This window comes from Fulvivirga kasyanovii (assembly GCF_009711405.1).
GTDB classification, from domain to species: Bacteria; Bacteroidota; Bacteroidia; order Cytophagales; family Cyclobacteriaceae; genus Fulvivirga; species Fulvivirga kasyanovii.
On the sequence record NZ_SMLW01000500.1, the window covers coordinates 1 to 14,263 of the forward strand.

10 protein-coding genes are annotated in these 14,263 nt (G+C 42.9%); 9 read left to right on the forward strand and 1 reads right to left on the reverse strand.

Annotated elements, in window-relative coordinates; genetic code table 11:
* Positions 1 to 926 (forward strand): calcium/sodium antiporter (locus E1163_RS10020; RefSeq protein WP_155171306.1); only part of this gene is annotated, 926 nt, incomplete at its 5' end.
* Between the two features lie 92 nt (positions 927 to 1,018).
* On the forward strand, positions 1,019 to 1,480 hold the full coding sequence (locus E1163_RS10025; RefSeq protein WP_155171307.1) for a hypothetical protein: 462 nt from the start codon (positions 1,019 to 1,021) through the stop codon (positions 1,478 to 1,480).
* Between the two features lie 204 nt (positions 1,481 to 1,684).
* On the opposite strand, the gene E1163_RS10030 is transcribed toward E1163_RS10025, so the two are convergent.
* Complete coding sequence (locus E1163_RS10030) at positions 1,685 to 1,915, reverse strand: hypothetical protein (RefSeq protein ID WP_155171308.1); 231 nt, start codon at positions 1,913 to 1,915, stop codon at positions 1,685 to 1,687.
* Positions 1,916 to 1,997: 82 nt separating this feature from the next.
* Here E1163_RS10030 and mazG point away from each other — a divergent pair, with 82 nt between their 5' ends.
* The 7 genes from mazG to ileS all read left to right on the forward strand — a co-directional run.
* A complete protein-coding gene (gene mazG, locus E1163_RS10035; protein ID WP_155171309.1) occupies positions 1,998 to 2,822 on the forward strand; it encodes a nucleoside triphosphate pyrophosphohydrolase in 825 nt (274 codons plus the stop codon).
* 123 nt (positions 2,823 to 2,945) lie between these two features.
* Positions 2,946 to 4,688: a sensor histidine kinase gene (locus E1163_RS10040; RefSeq protein WP_155171310.1), complete on the forward strand. Its 1,743-nt coding sequence runs from the start codon at positions 2,946 to 2,948 to the stop codon at positions 4,686 to 4,688.
* Between the two features lie 25 nt (positions 4,689 to 4,713).
* The gene (locus tag E1163_RS10045; protein ID WP_155171311.1) at positions 4,714 to 6,261 is read left to right on the forward strand and encodes a glycine--tRNA ligase; all 1,548 of its coding nucleotides are present in this window, start codon (positions 4,714 to 4,716) and stop codon (positions 6,259 to 6,261) included.
* An 85-nt stretch (positions 6,262 to 6,346) separates the two neighbouring features.
* Positions 6,347 to 7,081 carry a zinc-dependent peptidase gene (locus E1163_RS10050; protein WP_155171312.1) on the forward strand — a complete coding sequence of 245 codons (735 nt, stop codon included), beginning with the start codon at positions 6,347 to 6,349 and terminating at the stop codon, positions 7,079 to 7,081.
* A gap of 10 nt (positions 7,082 to 7,091) precedes the next feature.
* Entirely contained in the window at positions 7,092 to 8,435 is a 1,344-nt protein-coding gene (locus E1163_RS10055; RefSeq protein ID WP_343033799.1) for a deoxyguanosinetriphosphate triphosphohydrolase, read from the forward strand.
* Positions 8,436 to 8,492: 57 nt separating this feature from the next.
* Entirely contained in the window at positions 8,493 to 10,955 is a 2,463-nt protein-coding gene (locus tag E1163_RS10060; RefSeq protein ID WP_343033800.1) for an efflux RND transporter permease subunit, read from the forward strand.
* Between the two features lie 20 nt (positions 10,956 to 10,975).
* The coding region (gene ileS, locus E1163_RS10065) for an isoleucine--tRNA ligase (protein WP_343033801.1) at positions 10,976 to 14,263 on the forward strand (3,288 nt) is incomplete at its 3' end.

A 14,263-nucleotide genomic window follows, 5' to 3' on the forward strand; every position in this document is an offset into this window, starting at 1 on the left:
TGGTCAAAGGTGCCGATTTTCTGGTAGAGGGTGCTTCGTCCATAGCCGTGAAATTTAACATTTCCCAAATGATCATTGGTCTGACCATAGTTTCGTTTGGTACATCTCTTCCCGAGCTGCTGGTTAATATCACTGCCAGTTTTAAAGGCAACCCTGAGATAGCCATTGGAAATATTTTTGGAAGCAACATTGCCAATATACTTTTGATCCTCGGTGTAAGTGCGCTCATCAGGCCTTTGCCCATTACCAGGAATATTTACTTTTCAGAAATCCCATTTTCACTTATCGCAACACTTTTGGTAGGCTTTTTGGCCAATGCTGCGCTGTTTTCAGATATTAACTCACTAACGCTAAGCAGACTGGACGGAATTATTTTGCTGGCATTTTTCTCGCTGTTTATAGGCTATATTTATGCTGTACACCGCAATAACCTGGAGGCCTCAGCGCCTGAGGAGGAATATGTTTCCAGGGACTCTATTCCAAAATCCCTGGGTCTTATTGCCATAGGATTAGTGGGGCTCTACTTTGGTGGTGAGTGGGTGGTAAACGGTGCAGTAAAAATAGCTGGACAAATGGGGCTGAGCCAAACCTTCATAGGGCTTACGGTTATTGCCATAGGCACCTCCTTACCAGAGCTCTTTACCTCGGCTATGGCAGCTTATAAAGGCAATACAGATATAGCCGTTGGCAATGTGGTGGGTTCCAATATTTTTAACCTGCTTTGGATACTGGGAGTGAGTGCCCTCATTAGGCCTCTGCCCTTTGATATTGCCAGCAATACAGATATTATTATGATCATTATTTCCAGTGCCTTACTGCTTTTTGCGGTAGCCGTTGGCAAAGGGGCGAGAATTGTCAGGTGGGAAGGCATACTGTTTATATTGGTATATCTGGCATACCTCTGGTACCTGGTGCAACGCGGATAACAGGCTATAAAAAATAATTATTTATTAATTCTAACAACGTATTCTTCCGCTATATAATTTTGCATCACAAATTTTAACACTGTTAATTAAAAATGAAAACAATCGTTCTTACCGTGGTGGCTGGAGCCATGATGGTAGTTGTGATGTCTTGTGAAAACAAAGAAAAGAAGGCGTATCAGGCATCTGTTGATTCTTTGCAGGTAGCTTATGATAGCGTCGGTAAAATTGCCACGGACTGGCACCAACAATTTAATGCCCTATTTGAAGCTTGTAAGGCAGACACTACTGTTTCTGATTCGGCCAAGGCTGTAGTTTTTGAAAAAATCAGCACTGACTGGACTGCTTTTGAAACAGAGTGGACAGGGAAGACCTCTCAACTGGATTCGCTTCAATTAAAGGCGTCTGAGGCTGTTCAAACCGAAGAGGTTGCAGAACTGAAGAGCTATCTCTTGTCAGCAGATGAAAAACTTGCTTACTTCCAGTCGCAATTGGAAAATGCAAAAACCGTTTGCACGTCTACTGAAGTTGCAGCAGTAGAAACAACAGAAGAATAAAAAAATCAGAGGATTATAGTTCGAAGATCCCTGGCCTGAAGGTCAGGGATTTTTTATTTACGGGTTGGTTATGCAATACGTAGCTTACCACTGGAAATCAGTAAACCGCGCCTATTGTTAATTCATGCCATTTTGCCAACGGCTTTTGCCTATTGCTAAACACTGAGTCGAAAAGCTGTTGTCTCCCAGAAATTATGGCTTACCTTAGTTATACTTGGCTATTACCTTATTGACTTCTGAATCGGGGTTTCCACAATTCTCACCCTCTCCTACTTTTTTTCCGCAGTAACCGCATGTACCTCCTTCTTTATTCAGATAGGGATTTTGTGAAGCGCATGTGCCTTTAAACTCACCGTTTTTTAAGAATAACAGCCTTACGGACATTAACCCGAAAAAGAGTGCTATGAAGCCGATTCCCAGTAATAAAGTAGTCATGGTTTGTCTATTTTTTTGCAAATTTAGCCATTCGTTATCAAAACGTACGTATTACTTTTAAAGTTTCTAAAAGCCTGTAAGAATGCCGGATATAAAAACAACTCCCGACCTAAACCGCAAAGCCAAACTTGAAGCCTTCGACAGACTGCTCACCATTATGGACGAGTTGAGGGAAAATTGCCCCTGGGACAAGAAGCAGACCCTGGAGAGCCTGAGGCACCTGACCATAGAGGAAACCTATGAACTGAGTGATGCTATTATTGAAAATGACCTTGATGAAATCAGAAAGGAACTTGGGGACCTGATGTTGCACAATGTATTCTATGCAAGGATAGCCTCCGAGAAAAAGGTCTTTGATGTAGCTGATGTACTCAATGGTGTATGTGATAAGCTGGTGGAGCGGCACCCGCATATCTATGGAGATGTGGAAGCAGAAGATGAGCAAGCGGTAAAGGAAAATTGGGAAAAAATAAAGCTTAAGGAAAAGGGAAATAAAAACGCCTCGGTTTTGGGAGGCGTACCCAAATCATTACCTGCTTTGGTCAAGGCTATGCGAATACAGGAAAAAGCCAGAGGAATTGGCTTTGACTGGGAGAAAAAGGAGCAGGTATGGGAAAAGGTAGAAGAGGAGATGCAGGAGTTTAAGGCAGAATTTAATGCGGAAACACCTGAAAATATAGACAAAGAGAAAGCTCAACAAGAGTTTGGCGATCTGCTTTTTTCATTGATCAACTATGCCAGGTTTATTGATATCAACCCCGAAGAAGCGCTGGAAAGGACCAATAAAAAATTTATAAAGCGCTTTCAGTTTCTGGAAAGGGAATCTGCTAAAGATGGGAAATCTATTGGCAATATGACACTGGCCGAGATGGATGAGTACTGGGAGAGGGCAAAATATGATCGGTAAGTGAAATGTCTGAAATATAATTCTCTTTAAACTAGGACTTTAGAGAGGTTTCTTATTTGAAAATTGAGAAGGTTGAGTTACATTTATGGTCGTTAAATTACTCCACGTGCTTATCCTCTCTCCATGAAAAGCCTCCGATTCCGCAACTTCTTCATCAAAAAAAACGAATACATTGAGTCCTGGCCCCTGTACAAAAGAGTCATCCTTACAGGCCAAATCAGTGTAATATGTCTGGTGGTAGGTTTTTTCTACATGGCCTTTGACCTGTTGAACGACACCTTTTCTGCACTATTTATATATTATGGATTCATTGGGTTTTCCATTCTTACATTTTTCCTGAACAGGGAAGGATACTATGTAGTGGCCAAGCTTTGTATACTACTGGCGGCCAATTTTGCTATTTTCTGTACTTATGAGATTGAGCCTCCGGGAACAGCCTCTTTCGTATTTTTCATACCTTGCGTTATAGGTGCCTTTACATTGTTCGGCTATGATGAAAGGCTGGTAAGTTATCTCTTTTCCGCTTTATCCATAAGCTTGTTTTTTATATCTTCTTCATTTGATTTTGACTTCCTCGTCAAAAGTGAATTTCCCCTGTCTCAGGTCAACCTTAACTTTGTGATCAATTTTACAGTCAGTTGCATAACAGCTATTTTCATGATCAGCTTCCTGCTACGGATCAATGCTAAGTCAGAGGAGACGCTTATGAAAAGTGAGCGGGAGCTAAGGGCATCGTCTGAGGAGTTGATCATTAGCAAAAGGCGGTTTGAACTAGCCCTTCAAGGCTCTGGAGCCGGTATTTGGGATTGGGATGCTGTTAATGACAAACTGTATATCTCATCATTTTTGGCCAATTTATTAGGATACCCAAAAGACCAGTTGCACGACCTCAACAGCGAAAAGTTTCTGGAGGTTATTCATCCGGAAGACAGGGGCCGGTTTAGTGAACGTATGGAAGATCATTTGAAAAATAAGCTTCCTTTTAAAGTAGAGTGCCGTTTTAGGAAAGGTGACGGTACTTACCTATGGGTCCTCGATACAGGACAGGCGCAATGGACAGATCAGGGCCGCCCTTTGCGTATGGTAGGTTCCATTATGGATATCACCGAAAGGAAGCAAGCGGAGAAGAAAGTATATGAGCAAAACCTTATGCTCGAAAAAACCAATGCTGAGTTAGACCGGTTTGTTTACAGCACTTCGCACGATCTTAGGGCTCCCCTTAGCTCAGTACTCGGATTGATCAACATTGCACAATTGTCAGATAGCAGGGAGGAACATTTTAAGTTTCTCGAAATGATGAAAGAGAGGATCAATACATTGAACGGTTTTATTGCTGACATCATTGATTACTCGCGCAATTCGCGGCTAAATGTAGTGAAGGAAGAGGTAGTATTGATCGATATAATTAAAGAGGCTGTTCAGAACCTTCAATATTTTGAAAATTCACAATTGATAAGTATTACCTATGAGGGGGTTGAGGACATTTCATTCCAGGGAGACCGCAGCAGGCTGAAGATCATTCTAAATAATATCATTGCAAATGCCATAAAGTACCACAATATCGATCAGCCGGACCCTCACGTGGAGATCTCCGCAGAAAACAGGGGGCACGAGCTGGAAATAATTGTTAAAGATAATGGCGAAGGCATAGAACCCGAACTTCTGGACAGGATCTTTGAAATGTTTTTCCGGGCCACTGAGAAGTCAGAAGGCTCAGGCCTGGGGCTTTATATAGCGAAAGAAATGGCCGACAAACTAGAGGGCAAGATCAAGGTGAATTCTGTAAAAGGGCAGGGCACTACCTTTATTATCAAGCTGCCCCTTGCGCAGATTGCTGATACTATTGAGAAAGAAACTATCGCATAAAAATCATTTTGCTATCTTTGCGCCCATGGCTAATCAAGACGATAATTTACTCAAGAAAATAGTTGCTCATGCTAAGGAATACGGGTTTGTGTTCCCTTCAAGTGAAATTTATGACGGATTAGGCGCGGCCTATGACTATGGTCAGAATGGAGCAGAGCTTAAGAATAACATTAAAAGCTATTGGTGGAAATCCATGGTGCAGATGAATGAGAATATTGTGGGCATTGATGCTGCAATATTTATGCACCCGACCACCTGGAAAGCCTCAGGGCACGTTGATGCTTTTAATGACCCTTTGATCGATAACAAAGACTCTAAAAAAAGGTATCGTGCTGACGTATTGATCGAAGAATACATAGCTAAAGTAGAAGCCAAGATCAATAAGGAAGTTGAAAAAGCAGCCAAGAGGTTCGGCGATAAGTTTGACAAAGACCAATTTGTGGCTACTAATGACCGTGTGGTGAGATATACTGAGGAGATCGATATGATCAACTCAAGAATGAAGGCTGCTATAGAAAGTGGCAACCTGAATCAACTTAAGGCCCTAATTGAAGAATTAGGAATAGCCGATCCCGTGTCAGGTTCAAAAAACTGGACTGATGTAAGGCAGTTTAACCTGATGTTCTCCACGGAACTGGGATCTCTGGCTGAAGGAGCAAACAAGATTTATTTACGTCCTGAAACTGCGCAGGGAATATTCGTCAATTTTCTGAACGTGCAGAAAACCGGTCGCATGAAGTTACCATTCGGTATAGCCCAGATTGGTAAGGCCTTTAGAAATGAAATTATAGCCAGGCAGTTCATTTTCAGAATGCGCGAGTTTGAGCAGATGGAGATGCAGTTTTTTGTGAAGCCGGGAGAAGAAATGCAGTGGTATGAGCACTGGAAAGAGCAACGAATGAAATGGCACAAAGTACTGGGCCTTGGCGAAGAAAATTATCGTTATCACGATCATTTGAACCTTGCTCATTATGCCAATGCAGCCTGCGATATTGAGTTTAACTTCCCTATGGGCTTTAAAGAACTGGAAGGTATACACAGCCGTACGGATTTTGACCTTAAGGCACATGAAGAATATTCAGGAAAAAAACTACAGTTCTTTGATCATCAGGAAAACAAGAGCTACGTGCCTTATGTGGTAGAAACATCAATAGGTTTGGACAGGCTCTTCCTTGCAGTACTTACTTCTGCCTATACTGAAGAAACACTTGAAGATGGTAGTGAACGTACTGTTCTGAAAATACCTGCTGCACTTGCCCCTTCAAAAGTGGCTGTATTGCCGTTATTGCAAAAAGATGGTCTGCCAGAAAAAGGTAGAGAGATACTGGACAAGATCAAATATGATTTTGCCTGCCAATACGACGAAAAAGATACGATTGGAAAGAGGTACAGAAGACAGGATGCCATAGGTACTCCTTATTGTATCACTATTGACCATCAGACCCTTGAAGACAATACTGTAACCTTAAGAGACAGGGATACAGCAAAGCAGGAGAGAATAGATATCTCTGAACTGAAAAGCCGAATAGAAGAGTTAGTGTCGTTGACAGGATTACTAAGGCAGATCGGGTAGGTTGGAAGAATCTTTTGGTATTTCCCTGGTTTTGTTACTGTTATTGACAACAGCCATTTTATTGTTTTTAATATTTAAAAAGGTAATGTTGTCCATTCCTGGTGAAGCTTTTTCATTCATTAAGAAACACCAGAAACTGCCGGGGAAGTATCAGCGTATTCTGCAAAACTATTCCTCATATTATAATTTACTATCCCAGGAAGACAAGGATAAGTTTCAGGCGAGGGTACATCATTTTATTTACTCAAAGCGCTTTATACCCCGAGGGTTTTCCAAAGTTACCGATGAGATGAAGGTGTTAATATCTGCGGCAGCCATCCAGCTTACTTTTGGTTTGCCGCAGGTATATCTTGCCCACTTTGATAAAATACTCATCTACCCGGATACCTATTATTCCACAATCAATAAGACCTACCATGTTGGGGAGGTGAACCCTCGTATGGGAGCCATCATCCTTTCATGGAAAAGCTTCGTAGATGGCTATGCCGATCCTACAGATAGTTATAATGTGGGTATCCATGAGTTGGCACACGCTATTCATTTTGAAAACAGGATCAGAAACAGTGAGTTTGATTTTCTGGATGCGGAGAGCCTGTACATATTAGGCAAAATAGCGGCTGCAGAGATTCCTAAATTGCAAAAAGGAGAGCCACACTTTTTCAGGAGCTACGCGGGCACTAACGAGCACGAATTTTTCGCTGTTGCTCTCGAATACTTTTTTGAAAGGCCTGTGGAGTTCAGAGAGGCATTGCCACTTTTGTATAAGACATTGACCAGATTATTAAACCAGGATCCGGCAAAACGGCATAAATTAAGTTAATATATTGATTATGAGCACCATGAATTGGGAACAACTGCTGTCAAACCAGCGATCAGGCGAGAAGCCTAAAGAGCACGATATAAGTAGAAGTGCTTTTGAGCAGGATTATGACAGGATTATTTTCTCGCACCCTTTCAGAAGGTTGCAGGACAAGACACAGGTACACCCACTTCCGGAATACGACTTTGTGCATACGCGCCTTACCCATAGCCTTGAAGTCTCCAGCGTAGGCCGTACTTTAGGCAAAAGGGCCGGACAGGTACTTTTGGAACGCCATAAAGGTTTGCAGTCCAAATTTTCAGTTCATGATTTTGGGGCTATTGTGGCCGCAGCTTCCCTGGCACACGATATTGGCAATCCTCCATTCGGGCACTCAGGTGAAGACGCTATTTCAGAGTTTTTCCTCTATCATGATCAGGGGAAGCACCTTAAAGAACACGTAACAGATTGGCAATGGCAGGATTTGACCAATTTTGAAGGTAATGCCCAGGGCTTCCGCATTTTGAATAAAGAGCGTTATCAGGGGCTGAAACTGACCTATGCTACCCTTGCGGCATTCAGCAAATACCCACGCAAATCGCTAATCGAAAACAGAGACAAAGAAAGACGAAGTCAGAAAAAATACGGTTTCTTTCAATCTGAAAGTCCGTTGTTCGCAGCTATAGCCGAGGATATGGGCTTGATCAGGTATGGTGACTTTATGTGGTCGCGTCACCCTATGGCCTTTTTGGTGGAGGCCGCAGATGATATTTGCTACCAACTGATAGATCTTGAAGACGGGTGCCGGCTTGGCCTGGTAAGCTATGATGATACCGTTGACCTTTACGCGAGCATACTCAGGGAGAAATTTGATAAGAAGAAGCTGGAGCGGATCGAGAGCCTTGACGAAAGGATCGGTACGTTGCGGGCACTTTCTATTGGAACATTGATTGAAGAAAGCTGTTCATTATTCCTGGATGAGGAAGAAAACCTGCTGACGGGAAAATTTGATACAGCCCTGACCGATGCGATTTATACGACCCCCGTTTTGAAGGATATAGAAAAGCTTTCCATTGATAAAATTTACCGGGCTCGTACCGTAATGGAAACTGAGGCAGCAGGTTTTGAGGTACTGCCCGGGTTGCTGGCGGTATTTGTAACGGCGGCGCATGAAAAGCTGAATGGAACTGTTTTTACAAAGAAAAATCAGTCAGCTTTGAGATTGATGCCGCCGGAGGTGAGGCGCGAGATATCAGAAGGCTCAAACATGTATCAGGTACTAATGAGCTGTATAGATTTTGTTTCGGGAATGACGGATACTCACGCGATTTCCCTGTTCAGGAAAATCAAGGGAATTTCGCTTCCAAACGGTTAATACAGTGCGCTGAGGTTTAGTGGCTAAAATTATACTTTAAACCTAAAATGATTACCTTTGTGGTCTTATTTCGACATGTGGACTAAACTTGCTCATATAATCATAAAATTCAGGTTGCTGCTGGTGTTATTGCTGGTGGCAATCACGGCGTTTATGGGGTACCATGCCCGAAATGCCGAAATGAGTTACGATTTTGCCAAAACCGTACCTTCCGATGATCCGGACATGGTTGTTTTCCAACAGTTTAAACAGCAGTTTGGTGAGGATGGTAACCTGGTGGCCCTCGGCATTAAAGACAGTAGTGTATATACACCTGAGAACTTTGAGAAACTGCGTGAGCTAAGTGTGCGGATAGCAGCACTCGATGGGGTGAACGATGTGCTTTCGCTGCCATTGGTACAACGACTGGAAAAAGATACCGCTGAGAAGAAATTTGTGCTCACAGAAATATTTCAGGGGCCGGTGGAAAGCGAAGCCGCTTTCGACAGCCTTCTACAGGTAGCTTTTAATCAGAAATTTTATAGCGGAAGATTAATCAACGAAAACAACGGGGCTACCCTGGTTTTGGTTTCCATCAACAGGGAAGTTGTCAACTCTCCAAAAAGATTGGAGCTTACTCAAAAGATAGTTGATGCAGGGGAGATTTTTGAAAGCGATACGGATATACAACTCCATTATGCGGGTCTACCATTTGTACGCTCTGTAGTGGCAGGAAAGGTGCGCAACGAAATGCAGATATTCCTCTTTCTGTCCATAGCCGTTACCGCACTTATACTATTTCTTTTCTTCCGCACGTGGGACGCTGTAGTATTTCCGATCACCGTAATTGCTGTCGTGGTAGTATGGGTGCTGGGCTCATTGGCCCTGTTTGATTATAAAATCACCTTATTGACCGGATTGATCCCTCCTGTAATTGTTGTCATAGGTATACCCAATGCGGTTTATCTGCTGAACAAGTACCATCAGGAGTTCGAAAAACATGGCAATAAGATCATGGCCGTCAGCAGGGTCGTACGTAAAATAGGTCTAGTAACGCTCATAACCAATTTCACGACTGCCATTGGATTTTTGGTGCTGGCATCTACGGATATCGTAATATTGAAAGAGTTTGGGATCGTAGCTGGTTTGAATATCATGGCTACCTTCCTCGTGAGTATAATCCTTATACCTGCTGTTTTTTCATGGCTGCCCCCTCCAGGAGGCAAACAGCTTAAGCATTTAAAGTTTAAGAGCCTTGATTTTGCATTGACCAAAATGGATTTGCTCATTCACAGGCATAGAAGTTACATCTATGCAGTCACTGCACTGCTTGTAGTGGTGTCAATTTTTGGCACCCTGAAGATACAAGCCATATCATACATGGTGGATGACCTGCCTGCTGATAGTGAAATCAAGCGGGATCTGGCCTTTTTTGAAGAAAACTTTAGCGGCATTATGCCTCTGGAAATAGTAGTGGATACACACGAGCGCCGAGGAGTAATAGATGTCAGGACCTTAAGAAAGATAGACGAGTTTGAGACTTTCCTTGAATCGAATCGCGACATATCTAAGCCGGTTTCCATAGTAAGCTTTGTTAAAGCATCAAAGCAGGCTTTTTATAATAACAACCCGGCGAGATACAGCTTGCCTGATAGAAGGGAAAGTAACTTCATACTGCCATATATGAAAGGGCAGAATGATAGTACCGGGCTTTTCAATTCTTTTGTGGACTCCACATTACAGAAAATGAGGATCTCTATGCAGGTAGCAGATATAGGTTCGCATAAAATGGACTCACTGATCAATGAAGTTATCCAGCCAGAAGTGGACTCGGTATTTGCGGGTACAGATTTGACAGTGAACATAACGGGTACATCACCATTATTCATTAAGGGAAATAAATTCCTGATCAAAAATCTCAGGATGAGCCTGATCCTGGCCTTTATCCTTATTTCCATAATCATGGGCTTCCTCTTCGTTAATGTAAGGATGATCCTGATCTCAATTATACCCAATATAGTTCCGCTGGTAATTACTGCGGGTATTATGGGCTTTGCCGGCATACCTTTAAAGCCAAGTACTGCGCTGATATTCAGTATTGTATTTGGTATATCGGTAGACGATTCCATTCACTTTTTGGCCAAATACAGACAAGAACTGTTTGCCAATAAGTTTTTTGTGCCGGTAGCCGTGAGCAAAAGTGTGAGAGAGACAGGTGCCAGCATGATGTACACCTCTATTATTTTATTTGCCGGCTTTGTTATTTTTGCCGGATCAAGCTTTGGAGGTACAGTGGCTTTAGGAATTTTGACATCCGTTACTTTGTTAATAGCGATGTTCACCAACTTAATACTATTACCATCTCTGCTCATGACATTTGATGATGGTAAGCGCAGAAAAGATTCACACCCGTTGATAGAACAATATGATGACGGCTTTTATCAGGAAGATGAGGATGAAGAAATTGACCTTGATCTGATCAGGGTTGAAGGGGACGATACGAGAGATAAAAGTGATGTTTCTGACAGAATTAATTCATAAATATTTAAAGGAGATTAAAGGTGAAATACAAAGAGTATAAAGGGCTCAATTACGCCGAGGTAGCCGATAGAATACTGGAATATTGGAAGGAAAACAAGATATTCGAAAAATCAGTAGATAGTCGCGAGGGGCAGGAAACTTTTACATTTTATGAAGGTCCGCCATCGGCCAACGGTACACCCGGAATTCACCACGTGATGGCCCGGGCCGTAAAGGATATTTTTTGTCGATACAAAACTTTAAAAGGCTTTCAGGTAAAGCGTAAAGGAGGTTGGGATACCCACGGTCTGCCGGTGGAATTGCAGGTTGAAAAAGAGCTGGGCATTACCAAGGAAGACATAGGAAAAAAGATCTCCGTTGAAGAATACAATCAGAAGTGCCGTGAAACGGTAATGAAATATAAGGATGAATGGGATGACCTGACCCAGAAAATGGGCTATTGGGTCGATCTGGATAATCCTTACGTGACTTTCGACAGGGACTACATGGAGACTTTGTGGCACCTGCTCAAGAAGCTTTATGACAAAGGCCTGTTGTACAAAGGCTATACCATACAGCCTTACTCACCTGCTGCTGGCACGGGGCTGAGCTCCCATGAATTGAACCAGCCCGGCACCTACCGTGATGTAAAAGATACTACGGTAACAGCGCAGTTCAAGGCAAAAGGTGAAGAAAACACATTCCTGCTTGCATGGACAACTACTCCGTGGACGCTGGCAGGTAACAGCGCTTTGGCGGTCGGAGAGAAGATCGACTACGTTAAGGTAAAAACCTACAATCCATACACCTTTAAAGAAATCAATGTAATCCTGGCTAAGGACAGGTTGGGAGAATATTTCAATGCCAAAGCCAAAGATGTGGCATTTGAAGATTTTAAAGAAGGAGATAAGCTTATCCCTTACGAAGTGATAGCCGAATACAAAGGCACTGATCTTGTAGGTATGGAGTACGAGCAATTACTCCCTTATGTGGCCCCTGATGGCCCGGCATTCAGAGTGATCCCCGGTGATTATGTGAGTACCGAAGATGGTACAGGTATAGTACACATCTCCCCTACTTTTGGTGCGGATGACCAAAGGGTAGCGAAGCAGGCAGGAATAGGTGCCATACTTGTAAAGGACGAAGAAGGTAATGCCATGCCGATTGTTGACAAGCAAGGGCGGTATGTGAAAGAGATCACCGACTTTGCAGGTATGTATGTTAAAAATGAGTACTACAAGGATGGAGAGGCACCCGAAAAATCACTCGATGTACAAATTGCAATCAAATTAAAAGAAGAAAACAGGGCATTCAAAGTAGAGAAGTACGAACACTCGTACCCTCACTGCTGGAGAACGGATAAGCCTGTTTTATACTACCCGTTAGATTCATGGTTCATCAAAACCACAGCCATGAAAGATAAGCTGGTAGAGCTGAACAAGACTATAAACTGGAAGCCCGAGTCTACGGGAACGGGCCGTTTCGGAAACTGGCTTGAAAACCTGGTGGACTGGAACCTGTCAAGATCAAGGTTCTGGGGCACGCCTTTACCTATATGGGTGTCTGAGGACAGAGCAGAAGAAAAATGCATTGGCTCTATGGAGGAGCTAAAAGCAGAGGTTGAAAAGTCAATCAAAGCAGGGTTCATGTCAGAATCTATTGGTGATGACTTCGATCTTCACAGACCTTATGTAGATAATGTGGTGCTGGTTAGTGATAGTGGACAAAAAATGTTCAGGGAGCCTGACCTTATCGATGTATGGTTCGATTCCGGAGCTATGCCTTATGCGCAATGGCACTATCCTTTTGAAAATAAAGACATCTTTGATGCAAACTTCCCTGCAGACTTCATAGCTGAGGGTGTTGACCAAACGAGAGGCTGGTTCTTTACACTACATGCTATTGCAGTAATGCTGTATGACAATGTTGCATTTAAGAATGTAATAGCCAACGGCCTGGTTCTGGACAAGAACGGCAACAAAATGTCCAAACGATTGGGCAATGCCATAGATCCGTTCAAAACACTGGCTGAGCACGGACCGGACGCTACCCGTTGGTATATGATATCTAATGCCAATCCATGGGACAACCTGAAATTTAATATGGATGGTGTCGTGGAGGTACAGAGGAGATTCTTTGGTACGCTGCAAAATACCTATTCGTTTTTTGCTCTCTATGCTAACCTTGACGGGTTTGATTATAAAGATGGTGAGATCGCAGCCAGTGAGAGGACGGAGAGTGACCGTTGGGTACTTTCAAAGTTAAACAGCCTCATAGCCAAGGTTGATGCTGCTTACGAGGATTATGAGCCGACCCGTGCAGCAAGATTGATCCAGGATTTTACTATTGATGACCTGAGTAACTGGTACGTAAGGTTAAACAGGAAGCGTTTCTGGAGAGGTGAGTATAATAACGACAAGAAGGCAGCCTATCAAACACTTTACACCTGCCTCCTGACCATTGCAAAACTCGGGGCACCTATAGCACCATTTTATATGGATCAGCTTTATCAGGACCTTAACGCTGTTACCGGTCTTGAGCAATCTGAGTCCGTACATTTGGCAGATTTCCCTAAAACTGACCAGAATGTGGTAGATATTGATCTCGAACAAAGAATGTCACTTGCTCAGAATATTTCATCGCTGGTGCACTCTTTGAGAAAGAAACATAAGATAAAAGTGCGTCAGCCGCTATCAAAAATTTTATTGCCTGTAATAAATGATCAGTTTAAGAGACAAGTAAGTGCAGTAGAAGACTTAATACTCTCTGAGGTGAACATTAAAGAAATTGAATTTGTTGACGATGAGTCCGGCGTACTTGTAAAGAACATCAAGCCTAATTTCCGGAAACTGGGCCAGGAGCATGGCCCTAAAATGAAGGAAATAGCCGCCAAGATCAATCAGCTTCCGGCAGATGATATTGTGATACTGGAGAACAATAACCTGCTGAAACTACAGTTGACAGATAGTACTGTAGAGCTGACATTGGAGGATGTAGAGATCAACTATCAGGATATACCGGGATGGTCTGTGGCCTCCGAAGGCAGGCTTACAGTGGCCCTGGATATTACTATTTCAGACGACTTGCGTAAAGAAGGTATAGCCCGTGACCTGGTAAACAGGGTGCAAAACCTGCGTAAGGATATGGGACTTGAGGTGCAGGATAAAATAAAGATCAACATAGAAAAGAATACTGATCTGGTTAATTCAGCTTTGGAGGCAAACCGGGAATATATTTGTAATGAGACCCAGGCTTTATCGTTGGATATACTGGACAACCTGAGCGACGGGAATGAATTGGAGATGGATGAGCATAAGCTCAGAGTAAAA